At 66.8% G+C, this 23,670-nt stretch carries 19 protein-coding genes and 1 tRNA gene; 3 read left to right on the top strand and 17 right to left on the bottom strand.

The window, feature by feature from the left end; all coding sequences use genetic code 11:
- Positions 1-21 precede the first annotated feature (21 nt).
- The 16 genes from tuf to AB5J55_RS25230 form a co-directional block, all read right to left on the bottom strand.
- Positions 22-1,215 carry an elongation factor Tu gene (tuf, locus tag AB5J55_RS25305; RefSeq protein WP_030046358.1) on the bottom strand — a complete coding sequence of 398 codons (1,194 nt, stop codon included), beginning with the start codon at positions 1,213-1,215 and terminating at the stop codon, positions 22-24.
- Between the two features lie 154 nt (positions 1,216-1,369).
- Positions 1,370-3,496 carry an elongation factor G gene (fusA, locus tag AB5J55_RS25300; protein ID WP_190073629.1) on the bottom strand — a complete coding sequence of 709 codons (2,127 nt, stop codon included), beginning with the start codon at positions 3,494-3,496 and terminating at the stop codon, positions 1,370-1,372.
- Positions 3,497-3,535: 39 nt separating this feature from the next.
- On the bottom strand, positions 3,536-4,006 hold the full coding sequence (gene rpsG / locus AB5J55_RS25295) for a 30S ribosomal protein S7 (protein WP_003992340.1): 471 nt from the start codon (positions 4,004-4,006) through the stop codon (positions 3,536-3,538).
- A 2-nt stretch (positions 4,007-4,008) separates the two neighbouring features.
- Entirely contained in the window at positions 4,009-4,380 is a 372-nt protein-coding gene (gene rpsL / locus AB5J55_RS25290; protein WP_003948652.1) for a 30S ribosomal protein S12, read from the bottom strand.
- A gap of 354 nt (positions 4,381-4,734) precedes the next feature.
- The gene (locus tag AB5J55_RS25285; protein WP_369272846.1) at positions 4,735-5,319 is read right to left on the bottom strand and encodes a DUF1707 and DUF4190 domain-containing protein; all 585 of its coding nucleotides are present in this window, start codon (positions 5,317-5,319) and stop codon (positions 4,735-4,737) included.
- Positions 5,320-5,504: 185 nt separating this feature from the next.
- Complete coding sequence (locus AB5J55_RS25280; protein WP_369272845.1) at positions 5,505-9,404, bottom strand: DNA-directed RNA polymerase subunit beta'; 3,900 nt, start codon at positions 9,402-9,404, stop codon at positions 5,505-5,507.
- 98 nt (positions 9,405-9,502) lie between these two features.
- The gene (gene rpoB, locus AB5J55_RS25275) at positions 9,503-12,988 is read right to left on the bottom strand and encodes a DNA-directed RNA polymerase subunit beta (RefSeq protein ID WP_369272844.1); all 3,486 of its coding nucleotides are present in this window, start codon (positions 12,986-12,988) and stop codon (positions 9,503-9,505) included.
- 605 nt (positions 12,989-13,593) lie between these two features.
- Positions 13,594-13,983, bottom strand: a complete 390-nt coding sequence (rplL, locus tag AB5J55_RS25270) for a 50S ribosomal protein L7/L12 (protein ID WP_062706819.1) — start codon at positions 13,981-13,983, stop codon at positions 13,594-13,596.
- A gap of 114 nt (positions 13,984-14,097) precedes the next feature.
- The gene (rplJ, locus tag AB5J55_RS25265; protein ID WP_031118800.1) at positions 14,098-14,628 is read right to left on the bottom strand and encodes a 50S ribosomal protein L10; all 531 of its coding nucleotides are present in this window, start codon (positions 14,626-14,628) and stop codon (positions 14,098-14,100) included.
- Between the two features lie 290 nt (positions 14,629-14,918).
- On the bottom strand, positions 14,919-15,791 hold the full coding sequence (locus AB5J55_RS25260; protein ID WP_369272843.1) for a hypothetical protein: 873 nt from the start codon (positions 15,789-15,791) through the stop codon (positions 14,919-14,921).
- A 72-nt stretch (positions 15,792-15,863) separates the two neighbouring features.
- Positions 15,864-16,670 carry a hypothetical protein gene (locus tag AB5J55_RS25255; RefSeq protein WP_369272842.1) on the bottom strand — a complete coding sequence of 269 codons (807 nt, stop codon included), beginning with the start codon at positions 16,668-16,670 and terminating at the stop codon, positions 15,864-15,866.
- Positions 16,671-16,808: 138 nt separating this feature from the next.
- Positions 16,809-17,534: a 50S ribosomal protein L1 gene (gene rplA / locus AB5J55_RS25250; RefSeq protein ID WP_369272841.1), complete on the bottom strand. Its 726-nt coding sequence runs from the start codon at positions 17,532-17,534 to the stop codon at positions 16,809-16,811.
- A 78-nt stretch (positions 17,535-17,612) separates the two neighbouring features.
- Positions 17,613-18,047 (bottom strand): 50S ribosomal protein L11, encoded by a 435-nt coding sequence (rplK, locus tag AB5J55_RS25245; RefSeq protein WP_028805116.1) that lies wholly within the window; start codon positions 18,045-18,047, stop codon positions 17,613-17,615.
- A gap of 192 nt (positions 18,048-18,239) precedes the next feature.
- Entirely contained in the window at positions 18,240-19,049 is an 810-nt protein-coding gene (gene nusG, locus AB5J55_RS25240) for a transcription termination/antitermination protein NusG (protein WP_369272840.1), read from the bottom strand.
- A gap of 80 nt (positions 19,050-19,129) precedes the next feature.
- Positions 19,130-19,414 carry a preprotein translocase subunit SecE gene (gene secE, locus AB5J55_RS25235; protein ID WP_234761724.1) on the bottom strand — a complete coding sequence of 95 codons (285 nt, stop codon included), beginning with the start codon at positions 19,412-19,414 and terminating at the stop codon, positions 19,130-19,132.
- 108 nt (positions 19,415-19,522) lie between these two features.
- Positions 19,523-19,595, bottom strand: a tRNA-Trp gene (locus AB5J55_RS25230).
- A 284-nt stretch (positions 19,596-19,879) separates the two neighbouring features.
- Between AB5J55_RS25230 and AB5J55_RS25225 the strand changes: the two genes are divergently transcribed.
- Entirely contained in the window at positions 19,880-21,106 is a 1,227-nt protein-coding gene (locus AB5J55_RS25225) for a pyridoxal phosphate-dependent aminotransferase (protein ID WP_369272839.1), read from the top strand.
- A gap of 143 nt (positions 21,107-21,249) precedes the next feature.
- The gene (locus tag AB5J55_RS25220; protein ID WP_369272838.1) at positions 21,250-22,278 is read left to right on the top strand and encodes an adenosine deaminase; all 1,029 of its coding nucleotides are present in this window, start codon (positions 21,250-21,252) and stop codon (positions 22,276-22,278) included.
- A gap of 22 nt (positions 22,279-22,300) precedes the next feature.
- On the opposite strand, the gene AB5J55_RS25215 is transcribed toward AB5J55_RS25220, so the two are convergent.
- The gene (locus AB5J55_RS25215; protein ID WP_369272837.1) at positions 22,301-22,897 is read right to left on the bottom strand and encodes a TetR/AcrR family transcriptional regulator; all 597 of its coding nucleotides are present in this window, start codon (positions 22,895-22,897) and stop codon (positions 22,301-22,303) included.
- A gap of 119 nt (positions 22,898-23,016) precedes the next feature.
- Here AB5J55_RS25215 and AB5J55_RS25210 point away from each other — a divergent pair, with 119 nt between their 5' ends.
- A complete protein-coding gene (locus tag AB5J55_RS25210; protein ID WP_369272836.1) occupies positions 23,017-23,649 on the top strand; it encodes an NAD(P)-dependent oxidoreductase in 633 nt (210 codons plus the stop codon).
- The last annotated feature ends 21 nt before the right edge of the window (positions 23,650-23,670 follow it).

Raw genomic sequence — 23,670 nt, 5'->3', positions numbered from 1 at the left:
TACCAGGTCAAACCAACAAGACTACTTGTTGATCTTGGTGACCTGGCCGGCGCCGACCGTCCGGCCACCCTCACGGATGGCGAACTTCAGGCCCTCTTCCATGGCGACGGGCTGGATGAGCTCCACCTTCATCTCGGTGTTGTCACCCGGCATGACCATCTCGGTGCCCTCGGGGAGGGTCACAACGCCGGTCACGTCCGTCGTACGGAAGTAGAACTGCGGACGGTAGTTGTTGAAGAACGGCGTGTGGCGGCCACCCTCGTCCTTGGACAGGATGTAGGCCTGGGCCTCGAACTCGGTGTGCGGCGTGACCGAACCGGGCTTGATGATGACCTGGCCGCGCTCGACGTCCTCGCGCTTGATGCCGCGGAGCAGCAGACCGACGTTCTCACCGGCCTGGCCCTCATCGAGCAGCTTGCGGAACATCTCGATGCCGGTGACCGTGGTGGTGGTCTTCTCCTGCTTGATGCCCACGATGTCAACGGTCTCGTTGACCTTCAGGACACCACGCTCGATACGGCCGGTGACGACCGTACCGCGACCGGTGATCGTGAAGACGTCCTCGATCGGCATCAGGAACGGCTTGTCGACGTCGCGCTCGGGCTGCGGGATGTTCTCGTCCACGGCCTTCATGAGCTCGAGGACGGTGTTGCCCCACTCCTTGTCGCCCTCAAGGGCCTTGAGCGCCGAGACCTTGACGACCGGCAGGTCGTCGCCCGGGAACTCGTACTCGGAGAGCAGCTCACGAACCTCGAGCTCGACGAGCTCCAGGATCTCCTCGTCGTCCACCATGTCGGCCTTGTTCAGGGCGACGACGATGTACGGAACGCCGACCTGGCGGGCCAGGAGCACGTGCTCCTTGGTCTGCGGCATCGGGCCGTCGGTGGCGGCGACCACGAGGATGGCGCCGTCCATCTGGGCAGCACCGGTGATCATGTTCTTGATGTAGTCCGCGTGACCGGGGCAGTCGACGTGGGCGTAGTGACGCGTCTCGGTCTGGTACTCGACGTGCGCGATGGAGATGGTGATACCGCGCTGGCGCTCCTCGGGAGCCTTGTCGATCTGGTCGAAGGCCGAGGCCTCGTTCAGGTCCGGGTACGCGTCGTGCAGCACCTTGGTAATGGCGGCCGTAAGGGTCGTCTTACCGTGGTCGATGTGACCGATGGTGCCGATGTTGACGTGGGGCTTAGTCCGCTCGAACTTCGCCTTCGCCACGGGGTCCTCCTGTGGAGTGGTTCTGAACGCCTTGCTTCATCGGCGCCAGGTGATCTTTGCTGGAAAGCCCGGGCCCAGGGGCAAACATCCGTGTTTGCGGGTGTTTGCCCCTCAAGGCTCCGGAGTCAAGCCTAAAGCGTGTGAACGCGGTGCGTTACTCGCCCTTGGCCTTCGCGATGATCTCCTCGGCGACGTTCCGCGGAACCTCGGCGTAGGAGTCGAACTGCATGGAGTAGCTGGCACGGCCGGACGTCTTGCTGCGCAGGTCGCCGACGTAACCGAACATCTCCGAGAGGGGCACGAGGCCCTTCACGACGCGAGCACCCGCCCGCTCCTCCATGGCCTGGATCTGGCCACGGCGGGAGTTGATGTCGCCGATGACCTCGCCCATGTAGTCCTCGGGCGTGGTGACCTCGACGGCCATCATCGGCTCAAGGAGCACGGGGCTGGCCTTGCGCGCGGCCTCCTTGAAGGCCTGCGAACCGGCGATCTTGAAGGCGAGCTCCGAGGAGTCGACCTCGTGGTAGCCACCGTCGATGAGGGTGACGCGCACGCCGGTCATCTCGTAACCGGCGAGGATGCCGAACTGCATGGCCTCCTGCGCACCGGCGTCGACCGAAGGGATGTACTCCTTCGGGATACGACCACCGGTCACCTTGTTCACGAACTCGTACGAGGCGTCGCCGCCCTCGATCGGCTCGATCGCGATCTGCACCTTGGCGAACTGGCCGGTACCACCAGTCTGCTTCTTGTGCGTGTAGTCGACGCGCTCGACGGCCTTGCGGATCGTCTCGCGGTAGGCGACCTGCGGCTTGCCGACGTTGGCCTCGACCTTGAACTCACGGCGCATACGGTCGACCAGCACCTCGAGGTGCAGCTCGCCCATACCACCGATGATGGTCTGGCCGGTCTCCTCGTCCGAGTGGACCTGGAAGGACGGGTCCTCCTCGGCCAGGCGCTGGATCGCGACGCCCAGCTTCTCCTGGTCGCCCTTCGACTTGGGCTCGATGGCGACCTGGATGACCGGCGCCGGGAAGTCCATGGACTCCAGGATGACCGGGTTCTTGTCGTCGGACAGCGTCTCACCGGTGGTGGTCTGCTTCAGGCCCATGACGGCGATGATGTCGCCGGCGCCCACCGAGTCGATCTCCTCACGCTTGTTCGCGTGCATGCGGTAGATCTTGCCGATGCGCTCCTTCTTGCCCTTGACGGAGTTCAGCACGGCGGTGCCGGACTCCAGGCGGCCCGAGTAAACCCGGACGAAGGTGAGCTTGCCGAGGTGCGGGTCGCTCATGATCTTGAACGCCAGCGCGGACAGCGGCTCGTCGTCGGACGGCTTGCGCTTGACGACCAGCTCGGGGTCCTTCACGTCGTGGCCCTCGATGGCCTCGACGTCGAGCGGGGTCGGCAGGTAGCGCACGACCGCGTCGAGCAGGGGCTGGACGCCCTTGTTCTTGAACGCGGTGCCACAGAACACCGGGGTGACCGTGGTGTCGCTGGACTTGCCGGACGCGATGGTGATGCGACGGATCGCGGCGTACAGCTGCTCCTCGGTGGGCTCCTGGCCCTCCAGGTACAGCTCCATGATCTCTTCGTCGTTCTCGGCGACGCCCTCGATCAGCTTGCCGCGGTACTCCTCGGCAGCCTCGGTGTGCGTGGCCGGGATGTCGACGACGTCGTACATCTCGCCCTTGGCGGCCTCGGCGGACCACACGAGCGCCTTCATGCGGACCAGGTCCACAACGCCCTTGAAGTCGGCCTCGGCGCCGATCGGAAGCTGCATGACGAGCGGCTGGGCGCCCAGGCGGTCCGAGATCATGTCCACGCAGCGGTGGAACTCGGCGCCGGTACGGTCCAGCTTGTTGACGAAGCAGATACGCGGCACGCCGTAACGGTCGGCCTGACGCCACACCGTCTCGGACTGCGGCTCGACACCGGCGACACCGTCGAACACCGTCACGGCACCGTCGAGCACACGCAGGGAGCGCTCCACCTCAACGGTGAAGTCGACGTGCCCCGGGGTGTCGATGATGTTGATGGTGTAGTCGTTGTCCTCGAGCGGCCAGTGACAGGTGGTCGCAGCAGACGTGATCGTGATGCCACGCTCCTGCTCCTGCTCCATCCAGTCCATGGTGGCAGCGCCGTCGTGGACCTCACCGATCTTGTAAGACACACCGGTGTAGAACAGGATCCGCTCGGTGGTGGTCGTCTTGCCCGCGTCGATGTGGGCCATGATCCCGATATTGCGGACCTTGGCCAGGTCAAGTGAAGTGGTAGCCATAAGGCTTCAGTCTTCTCTCGGTCTCGATGTGGGTAGCGACTACCAGCGGTAGTGCGCGAAGGCCTTGTTGGACTCGGCCATCTTGTGCGTGTCCTCGCGCTTCTTGACGGCCGCACCGAGGCCGTTCGAAGCGTCGAGAAGCTCGTTGAGCAGACGCTCGGTCATGGTCTTCTCGCGACGGGCGCGGGAGTAGCCGACGAGCCAGCGCAGCGCGAGCGTGTTGGCACGACCGGGCTTGACCTCGATCGGAACCTGGTACGTCGCACCACCGACACGGCGGGACTTGACCTCGAGGGTCGGCTTGATGTTCTCCAGCGCGCGCTTCAGCGTGATGATCGGGTCGTTGCCCGTCTTCTCACGCAGACCCTCCATGGCGCCGTAGACGATGCGCTCGGCGGTGGAGCGCTTGCCGTTCAGCAGCACCTTGTTGATGAGCGACGTCACCAGAGGAGAACCGTAGACCGGGTCGATGATGACCGGGCGCTTCGGGGCGGGGCCCTTACGAGGCATTTCTACTTCTCCTTCTTGGCGCCGTAGCGGGAACGGGCCTGCTTGCGGTTCTTGACACCCTGGGTGTCGAGGGAGCCACGGATGATCTTGTAGCGAACACCCGGCAGGTCCTTCACACGGCCGCCGCGCACGAGCACGATGGAGTGCTCCTGCAGGTTGTGTCCCTCACCCGGAATGTAAGCGGTGACCTCGATCCCGCTGGTCAGACGCACACGCGCGACCTTACGCAGGGCCGAGTTCGGCTTCTTCGGGGTGGTCGTGAACACACGCGTGCAGACGCCACGACGCTGAGGGGAACCCTCAAGTGCGGGCGTCTTGTTCTTCTCGACCTTGTCCTGCCGGCCCTTACGGACCAGCTGCTGGATCGTAGGCACTACTTCTCCGGTTTCTGTGTGCCGAATGGTGAAGCTAACCTGGAACGTCGCCGACCCACGCGGTCGGGTGTGTCGAATCCGGCGGACTCCCGCCGCAAGGCGAAAACAGCACAGATTACGGTGGCCGCTCACAGCTCGCGATGCGGTTGAAGGCACGCACGAGAGCCAGGGCACACCCCAGGCACAAGGTCTGAGCGTACCTACCTCATTCGCTGCGGTCAAAACAAATGGGCCTCGCCCGCATCGCCATACGGTCGATGTCAAGACCGTACGCCGTGTTTGATCTTCGAATCGGCGATCCTGGCATGTCAGCGCCACATCGCACGAGCGACGAAACGACCGCCCACCGCCCCGTCATGCGGACAGGGCGGCAGCGACGATCATCAGCGTCAGCATGGCCGCCCAGGCCGCGGTCGACAGCCACCCCAGCACGAGGCCGGTGAGGGCGAGGGCGTCCCCGCCCTCGCCGGTTCGGCGGATCTCGGCACGCGCGGCGTGCCCCAGGGCGACGGCCGGAATGCCGGTCAGGCCGAGGCTCACGAGGCACAGCACCCCGCAGACCGCCGAACCGACGGCCTTGCCGTTCGTCTGCGGCCGCGGCGTCGCCAGGAACGTCGGTGGTACGGGCATCACGGGCGCCGGATGCGGCATGGGGCCCTGGGGCAGGTCGGCGACGAGCAGGGCCAGCTCCCCCACCGTACGGGCCGTGTAGGCCCGCGAGACCCGCTGCTCGAACTCGGGCTGCTCCAGCCGCCCCTCGCCGTAGCCGGCTCTGAGCACGTCCACGGCGCGCTCACGGTCGGCGTGCGAGGCGAGCATCGACGGCGCGCTCGGGCCCGTCCACGGCTGCGGGGCGCCGGCGCCGGACCACGGCTGCGGCGCGCTGCTGCCCTTCCATGGCTGCCACGGCTGCCCCGGCTGCCACGACGGATGCGTCATGGAGCACCTCCCCCGTTGTGGTCGGAGTCCCTCCATGATGCGCCGAACCGGCTTCGAGGGCATCGGGGTCTGCCCGGAGAAAACCCGGAGACGCCCGCGACGACCCGGAAACAAGCCACGCACGCCGAAGGGCGGCCACCCCGAAAGGTGACCGCCCTCGACTGTGCCTGACTCAGGCTGCCCGCTTACTGGTTGTACGGACCGTAGTCGTAGTCCTCCAGCGGAACGGCCTGGCCGGAGCCGGTGCCGAACGGCGAGTAGTCGATGTCGTCGTAGCCGACGGCCGAGTACATCGCGGCCTTGGCCTCCTCGGTCGGCTCGACCCGGATGTTGCGGTAGCGGGACAGACCCGTACCGGCCGGGATGAGCTTACCGATGATGACGTTCTCCTTGAGGCCGATGAGGCTGTCGGACTTGGCGTTGATCGCCGCGTCCGTCAGAACTCGGGTCGTCTCCTGGAAGGAGGCGGCCGACAGCCAGGATTCCGTCGCCAGCGAGGCCTTGGTGATACCCATCAGCTGCGGACGACCGGAGGCCGGGTGACCGCCCTCCTGGACCACACGACGGTTCTCGGTCTCGAACTTCGAGCGCTCGACCAGCTCGCCGGGCAGCAGCTCGGCGTCGCCCGACTCGATGATCGTCACGCGGCGCAGCATCTGCCGGATGATGATCTCGATGTGCTTGTCGTGGATCGACACACCCTGCGAGTTGTAGACCTTCTGGACCTCGCCGACCAGGTGGACCTGGACGGCACGCTGACCCAGGATGCGCAGCACGTCGTGCGGGTTGGTGGCACCCACGGTGAGCTTCTGGCCCACCTCGACGTGCTCGCCCTCGCTGACCAGGAGTCGGGCACGCTTCGAGATCGGGAACGCCGTCTCGTCGCTGCCGTCGTCCGGGGTGACGACGAGCTTCTTGGTCTTCTCGGTCTCCTCGATCCGGACGCGGCCGGTGGCCTCGGAGATCGGCGCGACACCCTTCGGGGTACGGGCCTCGAAGAGCTCGACGACACGCGGCAGACCCTGGGTGATGTCGTCACCGGCCACACCACCGGTGTGGAAGGTACGCATCGTCAGCTGGGTACCGGGCTCACCGATGGACTGGGCGGCGATGATGCCGACCGCCTCACCGATGTCGACCAGCTTGCCGGTGGCGAGCGAGCGGCCGTAGCACATGGCGCAGGTGCCGACGGCGGACTCACAGGTCAGGACCGAGCGGGTCTTGACCTCCTCGATGCCGGCCTTGACCAGCTGGTCGATGAGGACGTCACCGAGGTCGACGCCCGCCGGGGCGAGCACCTTGCCGTCGACGACGATGTCCTCGGCGAGGCAGCGCGCGTACACGCTGGTCTCGGCGTTGTCCGCCTTGCGCAGCACGCCGTCCGCGCCGCGCTCCGCGATGGCCAGCTTGAGGCCGCGCTCGGTACCGCAGTCCTCCTCGCGAATGATGACGTCCTGGGAGACGTCGACCAGACGACGGGTGAGGTAACCCGAGTCGGCGGTACGAAGGGCGGTGTCCGCCAGACCCTTACGGGCACCGTGCGTGGAGATGAAGTACTCCAGCACGGACAGACCCTCACGGAACGAGGCCTTGATCGGACGCGGGATCGTCTCGTTCTTCGCGTTCGACACCAGACCACGCATACCGGCAATCTGACGCATCTGCATCATGTTGCCTCGTGCACCCGAGTTCACCATCATGAAGATCGGGTTGGTCTTCGGGAAGTTCTCGTTCATGGCCTCGGCAACCTCGTTGGTCGCCTTGGTCCAGATCGCGATGAGCTCCTGCGTGCGCTCGTCCTTGGTGATCAGACCGCGCTCGTACTGCTTCTGGACCTTCTCGTCCTGCGCCTCGTAGCCCTTGACGATCTCCTTCTTCGCCTCGGGAACGACGACGTCGGAGATGGCGACGGTGACGCCGGAACGGGTGGCCCAGTAGAAGCCGGACGCCTTCAGGTTGTCGAGCGTCGCCGCCACGATGACCTTCGGGTAGCGCTCGGCGAGGTCGTTGACGATCTCGGAGAGCTGCTTCTTGCCGACCTCGTAGTCGACGAACGGGTAGTCCTCGGGCAGCAGTTCGTTGAAGAGCGCACGGCCGAGCGTGGTCTTCAGACGGAAGCTGTCACCCTGCTGCCACTCCGGCTCGCCCTCTTCCTGGGCGGGCGGCGTCCAGCCACGCGGCGGGATGGTGCCCACCGGGAAGCGGATGTCGATCTTCGACTGGAGCGAGAGCTCGCCGGCGTCGAAGGCCATGATCGCCTCGGCCACGGACGAGAAGCCGCGGTCCGCGCCCTTCACGTTCCGCATCTCGCTGTCGGTGGTGAGGAAGAACAGACCGAGGACCATGTCCTGGGTCGGCATCGTCACCGGACGGCCGTCGGCGGGCTTGAGGATGTTGTTCGAGGACAGCATCAGGATGCGGGCCTCGGCCTGCGCCTCCGCGGACAGCGGCAGGTGCACGGCCATCTGGTCACCGTCGAAGTCCGCGTTGAACGCGGTGCAGACGAGCGGGTGGATCTGGATGGCCTTGCCCTCGACCAGCTGCGGCTCGAAGGCCTGGATGCCGAGGCGGTGCAGGGTGGGAGCACGGTTCAGCAGAACCGGGTGCTCGGCGATGACCTCTTCGAGGACGTCGTACACGACCGTGCGGCCGCGCTCCACCATGCGCTTGGCGCTCTTGATGTTCTGCGCGTGGTTCAGGTCGACCAGGCGCTTCATCACGAACGGCTTGAAGAGCTCCAGCGCCATCGCCTTGGGCAGACCGCACTGGTGCAGCTTCAGCTGCGGACCGACGACGATCACGGAACGCGCGGAGTAGTCCACACGCTTGCCGAGCAGGTTCTGACGGAATCGACCCTGCTTACCCTTCAGCATGTCGCTGAGGGACTTCAGCGGACGGTTACCGGGACCGGTGACCGGGCGACCACGACGACCGTTGTCGAACAGCGCGTCGACGGCCTCCTGGAGCATGCGCTTCTCGTTGTTCACGATGATCTCGGGCGCACCGAGGTCGAGAAGGCGCTTCAGTCGGTTGTTCCGGTTGATCACACGGCGGTACAGGTCGTTCAGGTCGGAGGTCGCGAAGCGGCCACCGTCCAGCTGCACCATCGGGCGAAGGTCCGGCGGGATGACCGGCACGCAGTCGAGCACCATGCCCTTGGGGCTGTTGCTGGTCTGCAGGAACGCGGAGACGACCTTCAGGCGCTTGAGCGCACGGGTCTTCTTCTGGCCCTTGCCGGTACGGATGATCTCGCGGAGCTTCTCGGCTTCCTCGTCGAGGTCGAAGGACTCCAGGCGCTTCTGCAGCGCCGCGGCACCCATCGAGCCGTCGAAGTACGTGCCGAAGCGGTCACGCAGCTCGCGGTAGAGCAGCTCGTCGCCCTCGAGGTCCTGGACCTTGAGGTTCTTGAACCGGGTCCACACCTCGTCGAGACGGTCGATCTCGCGCTGCGCACGGTCACGCAGCTGCTTCATCTCGCGCTCGGCACCCTCGCGCACCTTGCGGCGCACGTCGGCCTTGGCGCCCTCGGCCTCCAGCTCGGCCAGGTCGGTCTCGAGCTTCTTGGCGCGGGCCTCCAGGTCGGCGTCGCGACGGTTCTCGACCTGCTGACGCTCCACGGAGACGTGCGCCTCCAGGGAGGGCAGGTCACGCGTGCGGCGCTCCTCGTCGACGTACGTGATCATGTACGCCGCGAAGTAGATGACCTTCTCGAGGTCCTTGGGAGCCAGGTCGAGCAGGTAGCCCAGCCGGCTCGGGACACCCTTGAAGTACCAGATGTGCGTAACAGGCGCGGCCAGCTCGATGTGGCCCATCCGCTCACGACGCACCTTGGCGCGAGTCACCTCGACGCCGCAGCGCTCACAGATGATGCCCTTGAAGCGGACACGCTTGTACTTGCCGCAGTAGCACTCCCAGTCCCGGGTCGGACCGAAGATCTTCTCGCAGAAGAGTCCGTCCTTTTCGGGCTTGAGGGTGCGGTAGTTGATGGTCTCGGGCTTCTTGACCTCGCCGTGGCTCCACTGACGGATGTCGTCAGCGGTGGCCAGACCGATCCGGAGCTCATCGAAGAAGTTGACGTCGAGCACTATGCGTCAATCCCTCTCAGGGTTGTAAGTCTTGGGGTCTGAAACGGGGGCCTGGGGGTCGGCGGGGCCCTGTGGGTAAGGGCCCCGCCGGACTCCCGTCAGACCTCTTCGACGCTGCTCGGCTCGCGCCGGGACAGGTCGATGCCGAGCTCCTCCGCAGCGCGGAAGACGTCCTCGTCGGTGTCACGCATCTCGATGGACATACCGTCGCTGGACAGCACCTCCACGTTCAGGCAGAGCGACTGCATCTCCTTGATGAGCACCTTGAAGGACTCGGGGATGCCGGGCTCGGGGATGTTCTCGCCCTTGACGATGGCCTCGTAGACCTTCACGCGGCCGGTGACGTCGTCGGACTTGATGGTCAGCAGCTCCTGGAGGGCGTACGCGGCGCCGTATGCCTCCAGCGCCCACACCTCCATCTCACCGAAGCGCTGGCCACCGAACTGGGCCTTACCACCCAGCGGCTGCTGGGTGATCATGCTGTACGGGCCGGTCGAACGGGCGTGGAGCTTGTCGTCGACCAGGTGGTGCAGCTTCAGGATGTACATGTAGCCGACCGAGATCGGGTCCGGGAACGGCTCACCGCTACGGCCGTCGAACAGCCGCGCCTTACCGGTCGGGAGCACCATGCGCTCGCCGTCGCGGTTCGGGATGGTGTGCTGCAGCAGACCGGCGAGCTCGTCCTCGCGCGCACCGTCGAAGACGGGGGTCGCGACGTTCGTGCCCGGCTGGACCGCGTCGGCGCCGATCACCTGGAGGCGCTGTGCCCACTCCTCCGCGAGGCCGGAGACGTCCCAGCCGCGGCTGGCGAGCCAGCCGAGGTGAATCTCCAGGACCTGCCCCGGGTTCATTCGGGACGGCACACCCAGCGGGTTGAGGATGATGTCGACCGGGGTCCCGTCCTCGAGGAACGGCATGTCCTCGATGGGCAGGATCTTGGAGATGACACCCTTGTTGCCGTGTCGGCCGGCGAGCTTGTCACCGTCGGTGATCTTGCGCTTCTGCGCCACGTACACGCGCACCAGCTGGTTCACACCGGGGGGAAGCTCGTCGCCCTCCTCGCGGTCGAAGACGCGGACGCCGATGACCTTGCCGGTCTCGCCGTGCGGCACCTTCAGCGAGGTGTCACGCACCTCACGGGCCTTCTCACCGAAGATCGCGCGCAGCAGGCGCTCCTCCGGCGTCAGCTCGGTCTCACCCTTGGGCGTGACCTTGCCGACGAGGATGTCACCGGCGATGACCTCGGCGCCGATACGGATGATGCCGCGCTCGTCGAGGTCGGCGAGGACCTCCTCGGAGACGTTCGGGATGTCCCGGGTGATCTCCTCGGGGCCGAGCTTGGTGTCACGGGCGTCGACCTCGTGCTCCTCGATGTGGATCGAGGAGAGGACGTCGTCCTGCACGAGGCGCTGCGACAGGATGATCGCGTCCTCGTAGTTGTGACCCTCCCACGGCATGAACGCCACGAGCAGGTTCTTGCCCAGCGCCATCTCGCCGTTCTGGGTGGCGGGACCGTCGGCGAGCACCTGGCCCGTGATGATCCGGTCGCCCTCGTTGACGATGACCTTCTGGTTGACCGAGGTGCCCTGGTTGGACCGGGAGAACTTGGCCAGGCGGTACGTGATGTACGTGCCGTCGTCGTTGGCGGTGGTGATGTAGTCCGCGGAGACCTCCTGGACCACACCGTCCTTCTCGGCCTTGACCACGTCGCCGGCGTCGACCGCGGAGCGGTACTCCATGCCGGTGCCGACGAGCGGGGACTCGGACTTAATCAGCGGCACGGCCTGACGCATCATGTTCGCGCCCATGAGGGCACGGTTGGCGTCGTCGTGCTCGAGGAACGGGATCATGGCGGTCGCGACCGACACCATCTGGCGCGGCGAGACGTCCATGTAGTCCACGTCGTCACCGGCGACGTAGTCGACCTCACCGCCACGGCGACGGACGAGGACGCGGTTCTCGGCGAACCGCATGTCGTCCGAGAGCGTGGCGTTGGCCTGCGCGATGACGAAGCGGTCCTCTTCGTCGGCCGTCAGGTAGTCGACCTCGTCGGTGACGACACCGTCGGTGACCCGGCGGTACGGCGTCTCGACGAAACCGAACGCGTTGACGCGGCCGTACGAGGCGAGCGAACCGATCAGACCGATGTTCGGGCCTTCGGGAGTCTCGATCGGGCACATACGGCCGTAGTGAGACGGGTGCACGTCACGGACCTCGAAGCCGGCCCGCTCACGGGAGAGACCACCCGGGCCAAGAGCCGACAGACGGCGCTTGTGGGTGAGACCCGACAGCGGGTTGTTCTGGTCCATGAACTGCGACAGCTGGCTGGTGCCGAAGAACTCCTTGATGGAGGCGACGACCGGCCGGATGTTGATCAGGGTCTGCGGCGTGATCGCCTCGACGTCCTGGGTCGTCATGCGCTCGCGGACGACTCGCTCCATACGCGCCAGACCCGTGCGGACCTGGTTCTGGATGAGCTCGCCGACGCTGCGCAGACGACGGTTGCCGAAGTGGTCGATGTCGTCGGTCTCGACGACGATCGTGCCGCCGCTGTCCCCGGTGGTCTCGGTCTCGCCGGCGTGCAGCTTCACCAGGTACTTGATCGTCGAGATGATGTCCTCGACGGTCAGGATGCCCGCGTCCAGCGGAGCGTCCGCACCCAGCTTCTTGTTGACCTTGTAGCGGCCGACCTTGGCGAGGTCGTAGCGCTTCGGGTTGAAGTACAGGTTCTCCAGAAGCGTCTGCGCGGCCTCACGCGTGGGGGGCTCGCCCGGACGCAGCTTGCGGTAGATGTCGAGCAGCGCGTCGTCCTGGCCCTGGGTGTGGTCCTTCTCCAGAGTGGCGCGCATGGACTCGTACTCGCCGAACTCCTCGAGGATCTGCTCGGTCGTCCAACCGAGAGCCTTGAGCAGAACGGTCACGGACTGCTTGCGCTTGCGGTCGATGCGCACACCGACCATGTCGCGCTTGTCGATCTCCATCTCCAGCCAGGCACCCCGGGACGGGATGATCTTGGCGGAGAAGATGTCCTTGTCGGACGTCTTGTCGATGGAGGAGTCGAAGTAGACACCCGGCGAACGGACCAGCTGGGACACCACGACACGCTCGGTGCCGTTGATGACGAAGGTGCCCTTGTTCGTCATGAGCGGGAAGTCACCCATGAAGACGGTCTGGGACTTGATCTCGCCGGTCTCGTTGTTCGTGAACTCGGCCGTGACGAAGAGCGGAGCCGCGTACGTGAAGTCGCGCTCCTTGCACTCGTCGATGCTGTTCTTCGGCGGCTCGAAACGGTGGTCGCGGAACGTCAGCGACATCGACCCGGAGAAGTCCTCAATCGGGGAGATCTCCTCGAAGATCTCCTCCAGACCGGACTTGGTGGGGACGTCCTGACCGGACTCCAGAGCCGCCTCGACCCGACTCTGCCAGGCGGTGTTGCCGAGCAGCCAGTCGAAGCTCTCGGTCTGCAGCGCGAGCAGGTTGGGAACCTCGAGGGGCTCCTTGATCTTTGCAAAGGAGATGCGCAGCGGGGCGGTGCTTGCGCCGTTGTTCGTATTCGCGGTCGAGGCAGTGCGCGAGGCGGCCAAGAGGGGGTCCTTCCGAGGGCTCGGACTCACTACGCGCGTACCGGCCCCTCACAGGGACACAGAGACAGGCGTTTCCTTCTCCGACCAAAGAATGGCCAGGTCAGGGAGGTCCGGTCATCGGTGCTCAAGCGAGGGCATGCCCCTGGTGACGGGCAGGGGACAGCTAACAGGCAGCGCAAAGGGTCAGTGTAGCCACTTGGCACACTGATGTCCAGTGCGGGTTTTTCGCGACCCTCGTTGTTCTCAACGCCCTCGTTCTCAACGCCCTCGGCATGCTCGCCCTCAATGCACGTTGATACTGCCCTCTTCGCCGCCGATCCATGCCTCGGATTCGGATCCTTGTGACGACGCGTCCTGAGAATTGCGCGCTGCGTGCGGTTCGTCAAGGCCCCCATGCCCCACGCGGAGGCGCCCAGGGACACGACGAAGATCACCATACCCCTCGCCGTAGCGGGCGCAAGGCAACCGTGGCCGCGCCCCCAGGAACGCCGAAGAGCGACCACCCGAATGGATGATCGCTCTTCGGTGCGACTGCGTTACAGCCCCGGAGGACTGTCTTTCAGCAGGCGCAAAGGTCGTGGTCGACCAGTAGGACCGGGAAGGTCTTACTTGACCTCGACGGAGGCGCCGGCGCCCTTGAGGGACTCGGCGGCCTTCTCGGCGGCGTCCTTGGCGACCTTCTCGAGAACGGGCTTCGGGGCGCCGTCCACGAGGTCCTTGGCCTCCTTCAGACCCAGGGAGGTCAGCTCACGCACGACCTTGATGACCTGGATCTTCTTGTCGCCGGCGCCGGTGAGGATGACGTCGAACTCGTCCTTCTCCTCGACGGCCTCGGCGGCGGCGCCACCAGCGGCACCACCGGCGACGACGACCGGCGCGGCAGCGGCGGCGGTGACGTCGAACTTCTCCTCGAACGCCTTCACGAACTCGGAGAGCTCGATGAGGGTCATCTCCTCGAACTGCGCGAGCAGGTCTTCCTGGCTGAGCTTCGCCATGATGGCGGTCCTTCCACTAAATCGGCAGGTGCCGGGTGTACTGGGTGTGGCGGGCGTACGTCGGCCCGCTGTGGCCTCCGCGTTCAGGCAGCGGGGGCCAGTGTGCGAGCCGAGTTACTCGGCACCGCCCTGCTCGTCCTGCTTGGCACGGAGCGCGTCCACGGTGCGGACGAGCTTCGACGGCAGCGCCTGGAAGACGGAGGCAGCCTGGGACTGCTTCGCCTTGAAGGCACCGGCCAGCTTGGAGAGCAGAACCTCGCGGGACTCGAGGTCCGCAAGCTTCTTGATCTCATCGGCGGACAACGCCTTGCCGTCAAGGACGCCGCCCTTGATGACGAGGTTGGGGTTGTCCTTGGCGAAGTCACGGAGACCCTTCGCCGCCTCGACCGGGTCACCGGTCACGAAGGCGACGGCCGACGAACCCGTGAAGAGGTCGTCGATCGTGGTGATCCCGGCCTCGTTGGCCGCAATCTTGGTCAGCGTGTTCTTCGCCACACGGTACTGAGCGTTCTCACCGAGTGAACGACGCAGCTGCTGGAGCTGCGCCACGGTGAGACCGGTGTACGCGGTAACGACGGCGCCGTTGGAGTTGCGGAACTTGTCCCGCATCTCCTCGACGGCATCGACCTTGTCTGGCCTCGCCATGAGCCTCGGCCTCCTTCCGGGTGATTCGGACCGCGCGGACCCGAAGGAGGACTGGGGAAAACGAAACGCCCCGGCGCAGGCGCACGGGGCGGACTCGACCGGCGGCACATACGGGACGTACGCACTCCGGGAGCTCTTCCACAGTCACCTGCGCGGGTCGCCCGCAATTTTCAGCGGATCCTTCGGCCACCGCACCCTCTCGCGAGCGCACGGCAACGACCAGCGGTCTTTGGCTTCTGTAGGAGAGTACGGGACGCAATCGCCGTCAGGCAAATCGGCCCCTACGGTGCTCAGCTCCCGTTCTTCTCCAGGGGCTTGCGCAGGTCCGCGGTGTCGTCGGCGCGTGGCGCGCGGACCGTCACCGCCTTGCCGTGGTCGAGGAAGGCGAAGGTGAGGTCGAGCGTGCCGTGGCGCCCGAAGCCCTGGGTGCGGAGCCGCTTGATGTGGTCGTCGCCGTCGACCCACACATCCAGGGTGAGCTCGTCCACGCCCAGCTTCTCGTACTGGTCGAGGCTGTTCTCGCGCCCCTCCCGGGCGGTCTCTTCCTTCACCTCGTCCAGGGAGGCGCGGAGCTCGTCGACGGTCGCCGTCCCCGCGTAGTGCGTGGTGCCCGCGCCGCCGACCTTCTCGGAACCGATCCGCTTCACGTCCTCGGCGGCTGCCAGGAAGGTGGCTTCCCGGGCCGGGTTGCGGCTGACCTGGTCGCGCAGACCGCCGACATCCATGCGCAGGCCGCCGTGCGTGGTGAACTTGGCCTTCGGGCCGTAGCTGACCCAGTGCCGGCCGCCCATCTCCTGGACCATGTCGCCGGTCGCGCTGCCGTACAGCACCCCGTCGACCAACCTCAGCTCGGACTCACCCTGCTGATCGCCGCTCAGATTGGCCGTCCTGAGGCGCGCCGCCACCGGCTGCGCCGTACGGACGGTCGCCTCGTCCGCTATTCGCCCTCGCTCGGGAAACTGGCCGGTGATCCGATAGCTGAGGGATGTGACGCCCTCGGTCTTCTCCACGGCCCGCGCGACGGCGTCGGCGGCCGATGAGCCCGCGGACGGCTCGGCGCCGACCCCTGCCCCACAGCCGGCAAGCAGCACCGCGGCAAGGCCGACGCCCACGACCCGACCCGGCACGAGGGCGCGCACACCGAGCCGCGTGGATTCCCGCATTGGTTCCCCCCCAAGGAACGGTCTTCGAATTCAGGACTCACGACTCGTGAGTCAGGGCTCAGTGGCCAACAGTCAGCGGCGCTCGGAGCCCTTCAGCAGCTCCTTGAGGTCCGCCGTGTCCCCCGCCGCAGGTCTCTCGACCTCGGTCTTCACTCCGTAGTCGCTGTAATACGCGGTCTGGGTCAGCGCTCCCGTGGCCGTCCGGCCCCTCTCGACCTTCTTGACCAGCAGGTCCCGGTCGTCGACCCATATGTCGACGGTCTGCTCGGCGACGCCTTGCCCCTGCACGGTGCCGGAGTAGTGCCTGGTGTGCTCGCCGCTCACCGTCTCCTCGCCGACCTTGCGTGCGTCGGTGGAGGACAGCAGCAGCTTCACCGACGTATGCGGCGCGGTCGCCCGCATCTGGTCCGCGAGAGCGGCACCGGAGCTGCCGGCGAGGTCGTCCAGGTCGTCGTAGGCGTACTTGATCCAGTGCTTGCCGTCGGTCTTCTCGGCGAACTTGTCGCCCATGCGCGCGTAGTAGGCGTCGGGGAGGTAGCGGGCCTCCATCGACGTGGTGCCGAGGCGGCGCATCGCCTCTGCCGCCGTGCCGCCGGTGTAGGTGATCGTCAGGGTCCCGGTGAGGCCGTCGCTCCAGGCAAGGGTGCCGTCGGCCTTCATGGACAGCGCCGAGCCCATGGTGGTCGTGGACCTGACGCGGGCGGACTCGGCCTGGCCGGTGGACCGCTCGACGGTGCGCAGCGCTGCCGTCACGGCGCGGGTGGGCGCGGTGCGGTCCGCCTCGCCGGGGCCGTCCGAGGACGTACAGGCGGGCAGGGCCGTCAGCGCGGTCAGCAGCGTGACCCCCAACGCCGACCGGCGCGCCCTCGTGCTCGTCATTCGTCCCCCCTGCGCGAATCCCGTGAATGCACGTTAACCCAGGGCACTGACAAACAGGCGAGACAAACGGGAAGACAGGGACGGGCCCCGCACCCGGGAAGGGTGCGGGGCCCGTTTCGAGCCTGGTGAGCCGATGGCTCAGACCGCGGCCGGGTCCTCCTCGACGAGGAGGTTGCGGGTGCGGTTCGGGTCGACAGGAACGCCGGGGCCCATCGTGGTGGTGATGGCGGCCTTCTTGATGTAGCGACCCTTGGCGGCGGACGGCTTCAGACGGAGGATCTCCTCCAGCGCGGCGCCGTAGTTCTCCACCAGCTTGGTGTCGTCGAAGGACGCCTTGCCGATGATGAAGTGCAGGTTCGAGTGCTTGTCGACGCGGAACTCGATCTTGCCGCCCTTGATCTCGGTGACGGCCTTGGCCACGTCGGGGGTGACGGTGCCGGTCTTCGGGTTCGGCATCAGACCACGCGGACCGAGCACGCGGCCGAGGCGGCCGACCTTGCCCATGAGGTCCGGGGTGGCGACGACGGCGTCGAAGTCCAGGCGGCCCTTCGAGACCTCGTCGATCAGTTCGTCGGCACCGACGATGTCGGCGCCCGCGGCACGCGCGGCCTCGGCACGGTCACCGGTCGCGAAGACCAGGACCCGGGCGGTCTTACCGGTGCCGTGCGGAAGGTTCACGGTGCCACGGACCATCTGGTCGGCCTTGCGCGGGTCGACACCCAGACGGAAGGCGACCTCGACGGTGCCGTCGAACTTGGTCGCGGACGTCTCCTTGGCGAGACGGACGGCCTCGAGCGGGGCGTAGAGCTTGTCCCGGTCGATCTTGGCGTCCGCAGCGCGGAGAGTCTTGCTGCGCTTGCTCACTACTGCTCCTGGGTTTCTTAGGAGTTGTGGTCCGGGCCGAGCAGGCCCTGCCACTCACTTCTGCTGGGAAGGTTGGGGTCAGCCCTCGACCGTGATGCCCATGGAACGGGCGGTGCCGGCGATGATCTTCGCGGCGGCGTCCAGGTCGTTGGCGTTGAGGTCGGGCATCTTGGTGGTGGCGATCTCGCGGACCTGCGCCTCGGTGATCTTGGCGACCTTGGTCTTGTGCGGCTCGCCGGAGCCCTTCTCAACACCCGCAGCCTTGAGGATCATCTTGGCGGCCGGCGGAGTCTTGGTGATGAAGGTGAAGGAACGGTCCTCGTAGACCGTGATCTCCACCGGGATGACCCAACCGCGCTGCGACTCGGTCGCGGCGTTGTAGGCCTTGCAGAACTCCATGATGTTGACGCCGTGCTGGCCCAGCGCGGGGCCGACCGGCGGGGCCGGGTTGGCGGCACCGGCCTGGATCTGGAGCTTGATGAGCCCCGTGACCTTCTTCTTCTTGGGAGGCATGTGCTCTCTCTCCGGGTCTTAGTGAGAGTGTTCAGCCATCCAGTCCGGATCATCCGGATGGAGGCATACCGCACAACGATAACGGGTATCCATGCGCGGCTAAAAACCGAGCAGGTCAGAGCAGCTACGAGAGCCGATCTGACCTGCTCGGAAGCGGTGTGTCCTGAAGGAACCGAAGCAGCCCGGAAGGGGCTAGTTCTTCTGGATCTGGTCGAAGCTGAGCTCGACCGGGGTCTCGCGGCCGAAGATCTCGACGAGGCCCTTGACCTTCTTCGAGTCGGCGTTGATCTCGTTGATCGTGGCCTGCAGCGTGGCGAACGGGCCGTCGGTGACGGTGACCGAGTCGCCGACCTCGAAGTCCAGCACCTGGACCTCGACCTTGCGCTGCGGAGCGGGCTTGCCCTCGGCCTCGGCGGCCTCGCGGGCGGCCTTCTCCTCGGCCTCCGGGGCGAGCATCTTGACGATCTCGTCCAGGGTCAGCGGGTACGGGTCGTAGGCGTTGCCCACGAAGCCGGTGACGCCGGGGGTGTTGCGGACGACGCCCCAGGACTCGTTGGTCAGGTCCATGCGGACCAGCACGTAACCCGGCAGCTTGTTCTGCTTGATCGTCTTGCGGTCGCCGTTCTTGATCTGGACGACCTCTTCCTGCGGCACCTCGGCCTGGAAGATGTAGTCCTCGACGTTCAGCGAGACGGCGCGCTGCTCCAGGTTGGTCTTCACGCGGTTCTCGTAGCCGGCGTAGGTGTGGATCACGTACCACTCGCCGGGCAGCGTGCGGAGCTCCTCGCGCAGGGCGGCGACGGGGTCGACGGGCTCGGCCTCCTCCTCGGGGGCCTCTTCCTCGTCCTCGACGTGCAGCGCGGCTTCCTCGGCGGGCTCGCCCGCCTCGGCATCGGCAGCCTCGACCTCGTCCAGGTCCTCGTCCGCGCCCTCGACGATGTCGAGCTCGTCTTCCACGGACTCGTCCGGCTCGACGGCGTCGTTCAGGTTCTGGTCAGACACGGTGGCTGCTTCTTCCTGGATACATAGGGGTGGAACATGCGAAAGGGGCGCCGGTAACCACGGCGCCCTTCGCTCTTGGCTCAGCCGAAGACGTACTTGGCGGCGTTGTCGAGCCCATAGTCAATCACGGTCACGAGACCGATCATGATGACGACGAAGATGATCACCACTGTGGTGTACGTCGTCAGCTGGTTACGCGTCGGCCAGACAACCTTGCGGAGTTCCGCGACAATCTGGCGGTAGAAGAGCGCGAGTCGCTTCAGCGGGCCCTTCTTGGCGCGCTTGCCACCCTTACGGGTCTTCTTGGACTCAGGCGCCTCGTCCTGGGCATCAGGCATGTCGATGGAGCCCACGGCGTCCGTCACTCGTCCTCACCTGATTCCGGGTCGTGGCCGTGCCGCGCCCGGTCTGAGCCGCACGGCGGTGCATTGCTGTACGTACATGCGCACACATCCTGGCGAAGGTGTGTGTAGCAGGGCCGGAGGGACTTGAACCCCCAACCGCTGGTTTTGGAGACCAGTGCTCTACCAATTGAGCTACGACCCTTTGTGTCTGTCCCCCAACGTACCGCATCCGGACGGGTGCTCGGTGTGCACCCGCGACTGCGGACCGCTGAAGGCCAACGAGGTGAGAGTGTACGTGGTCCTGGGCGCGCCGTCGAACAGAAAGTGCCCGTGGAGGGCTTGGTCGGCGAAAGATCGGCCGAAGATCACCGGTTGCCGAACACAAGATCCGCTGGCCGAGGCCGCGATCCGCACGGTTGTTCAACTGATGTTCAGTCCGTGAAACCCCCGTGCCGGGCGCGTTTCCTGTCTGAAACGATGGGCCCCATGAGCGCTGCAACCCATCCGACCGAGCGCCGGGTCTCCGCCCGAGTCGGCGCGATCTCCGAGTCCGCCACCCTCGCCGTGGACGCCAAGGCCAAGGCCCTCAAGGCCGCCGGGCGTCCGGTGATCGGCTTCGGCGCCGGTGAGCCCGACTTCCCGACCCCGGACTACATCGTCGAGGCCGCCATCGAGGCCTGCAAGAACCCGAAGTACCACCGCTACACCCCCGCCGGTGGTCTGCCCGAGCTGAAGGCCGCGATCGCCGCGAAGACGCTGCGCGACTCCGGCTACGAGCCCGACGTGTCGCAGATCCTGATCACCAACGGCGGCAAGCAGGCCATCTACGAGGCCTTCGCCGCGATCCTCGACCCGGGCGACGAGGTCATCGTCCCGGCCCCGTACTGGACGACGTACCCGGAGTCGATCCGTCTCGCTGGCGGGGTCCCGGTCGAGGTCGTGGCCGACGAGACGACCGGCTACCGCGTCTCCGTGGAGCAGCTGGAGGCGGCCCGTACGGAGAAGACGAAGGTCGTCCTCTTCGTGTCGCCGTCCAACCCGACGGGTGCGGTCTACAGCGAGGCCGAGACCGAGGCCATCGGCCGCTGGGCCGTCGAGCACGGCCTGTGGGTGCTGACGGACGAGATCTACGAGCACCTGGTCTACGGCGACGCGGTGTCCGTGTCGCTGCCCGCGATTCTGCCGGAGCTGCGCGACAAGTGCATCGTGGTCAACGGTGTCGCCAAGACGTACGCCATGACGGGCTGGCGGGTCGGCTGGATCATCGGCCCGAAGGACGTGGTGAAGGCCGCGACCAACCTGCAGTCGCACGCCACGTCGAACGTCTCGAACGTCGCCCAGGTCGCCGCGCTGGCCGCGGTCTCCGGTGACCTGGACGCGGTCGCGAAGATGCGGGAGGCCTTCGACCGCCGCCGCAAGACGATCGTGCGGATGCTCAACGAGATCGACGGCGTGCTCTGCCCGGAGCCCGAGGGCGCCTTCTACGCGTACCCGTCGGTCAAGGCCCTGCTCGGCAAGGAGATCCGCGGCAAGCGCCCGCAGGACACGGTCGAGCTGGCCGCGCTGATCCTGGAGGAGGCCGAGGTCGCGGTGGTGCCGGGCGAGGCGTTCGGCACGCCGGGCTATCTGCGACTGTCGTACGCCCTCGGGGACGAGGACCTCGTCGAGGGCGTGAGCCGCATCCAGAAGCTGCTCGCGGAGGCCAGGGACTGACGTCCGCCTTCCGTTCCCATGGGTCACCTCCGGATTTCCGGAGGTGACCCATTTTCCGTGGGTGACCCATTTGTTTGTGCGAGCAAGACCACGAACGGGGAAACCGCTACCGGGACGGCGGACACGTACGGCAGGATCCTGGAATGGAGCGTGTACGTGATGTCTCTGAACTGCCGAAAGCCCATCTGCACCTGCACTTCACCGGCTCGATGCGGCCGGCGACCCTGCTGGAACTGGCCGACAAGTACGGCGTGCGCCTGCCCGAGGCGCTGAGCGACGCGCTGACCCGCGGGGAGTCGCCGAAACTGCGCGCGACGGACGAGCGGGGCTGGTTCCGCTTCCAGCGCCTGTACGACGCCGCGCGCTCGTGCCTGCGACAGCCGGAGGACATCCAGCGGCTGGTCAGAGAAGCTGCGGAGGAGGACGTCAGGGACGGTTCCGGCTGGCTGGAGATCCAGGTCGACCCGACGTCGTACGCACCCCGGCTGGGCGGTCTGATCTCAGCGCTGGAGATCATCCTGGACGCGGTCGAGACGGCGACGCGCGACACGGGGATCGGGATGCGTGTCCTGGTCGCCGCGAACCGGATGAAGCATCCCCTGGATGCCCGCACGCTGGCGCGGCTCGCTGTGCGGTACGCCGACCGGGGCGTCGTCGGCTTCGGGTTGTCGAACGACGAGCGCCGGGGCATGGCGCGGGACTTCGACCGTGCCTTCCACATCGCCCGTGAGGGCGGCCTGCTGTCGGCACCGCACGGCGGCGAGCTGACCGGCCCGTCCTCGGTCCGTGACTGCCTGGACGACCTGGACGCGAACCGGATCGGCCACGGGGTGCGCGCCGCCGAGGACCCGCGGCTGCTGAAGCGCCTCGCCGACAGGGGCGTGACGTGCGAGGTCTGCCCCGCGTCGAACGTCGCTCTGGGCGTCTACGAGAAGCCGGAGGACGTCCCGCTGCGGACGCTGTACGAAGCCGGCGTTCCGATGGCACTGGGCGCCGACGACCCCCTGCTCTTCGGCTCGCGTCTGGCCGCCCAGTACGACATCGCCCGCCACCACCACGCCTTCACGGACGAGGAACTGGCGGAACTGGCGCGGCAGTCGGTGCGGGGATCGGCGGCGCCGGACGAGGTGAAGGCGAAGCTGTTGGCCGGGGTGGACGACTGGCTCGCCTAGGCCGCTCGTTCCATGGCCGGCATCAGTCGGCGATACCGGCCAGCAGCGTGCGGGCCAGCCGGGCGGCGAACTCGTCCACCGGCGGCCGTACGGCCTGCTTCGTCGCGTCATAGGCGAACGCGCGTTGCGCGCAGGCTCCCATCAGCAGCGACGCCGCCGCGAACGTGTCCGTGTCCGTGCTGACCCGGCCCAGTTCCTGCTCGGCCCGCAGGTAGGTGTCGAGTTCCTGGATCGGCACGTGCGGGCCCGAACCCATCTGCCGTATGGCGTCGTCGTGTCGCCGCTTGAGCTCGGTCTGCGCGTACAGCGACGCGGCGATCGGGAAGCTCTGTTCGTAGAACAGCGCCGCCTGGCGGGCGATCTCGGTGAGGTTCTCCTCCAGGGAGCGCCGGCCCGGCTCGGCGGCGAGGCTGCTGAGCAGGGGGCGCAGTGGGGGCAGGCGCTCGGTGAGGACCCGGATGAACAGCTCTTCCTTGCTGTCGAAGTGCTTGTAGAGCGCCGCCTCGGAGCATCCCGCCGCCCGCGCGATCTCCTTCGTCGTCGCCCGAGCCAGCCCGACCGTGAGCATCAGCTCGTGGGCGGCGTCGAGGAGCCGGACCCGGGTCGGCTTGTTCTCCATGGGTTGTCCAATCGCCCTTGACGGGTGGGTGAGTACTTACTCACTCTAGTGGTGGAGGTGGGTGAGTGAATACTCACCCACCCAATTCAACGACCTGTCTCATGTGTACGGGAGCTCTCATGAAACTCACCGTTCTCGGTGCCACCGGCGGTATCGGCAAGGAGATCGTCCGCCAGGCCCTGGACGCCGGTCACGAGGTCACGGCCGTCGTACGGGATCCCGCGCGTCTCCCCGTCACCGGTGACCGTCTGGAGGTGTTCCGAGCGGATCTGACCGATCCCGGTGCGCTGCGGCCCGCCGTCGGCGGACGGGACGCCGTGCTGTCCGGCCTCGGTGCCCGCGGGCGCAAGGATGCGGGCATCGCGGCACGGCTGACCCGGACGGTGCTGGCGGCCCTGGAGGCCGAGGAGGTGCGGCGGCTGCTCGTGGTCAGCGCCGCGCCGGTCGGACCCGCGCCGGAGGGGGACGGGTTCCTGGACCGTGCCGTTCTCGGCGTCGTGTCGGCGGTCCTCAAGGACATATACGCCGACCTGCGGGAGATGGAGGCCGAGGTGGCCGGCAGCGGCACGGACTGGACGGTCGTACGGCCGCCGCGACTGCAGGACAAGCCGCTCACCGGCAGGTACCGGACGGTGGTTGGCGGGTTTCCTCGCAAGGGGCGCTTCATCGGGCGGGGGGATGTGGCGCACGCGATGCTGGGGATGGTGGGGGATCCGGCGACGGTGAAGCAGGGGGTGGGGGTGGCCTACTGAGGGCCCCGGCTACGGGAGCGG

It is taken from the genome of Streptomyces sp. R11 (genome assembly GCF_041051905.1).
Lineage (GTDB): Bacteria > Actinomycetota > Actinomycetes > Streptomycetales > Streptomycetaceae > Streptomyces.
Note: the sequence above shows the minus strand (reverse complement) of the source record. Positions and strands in the feature narration are given on the sequence as shown.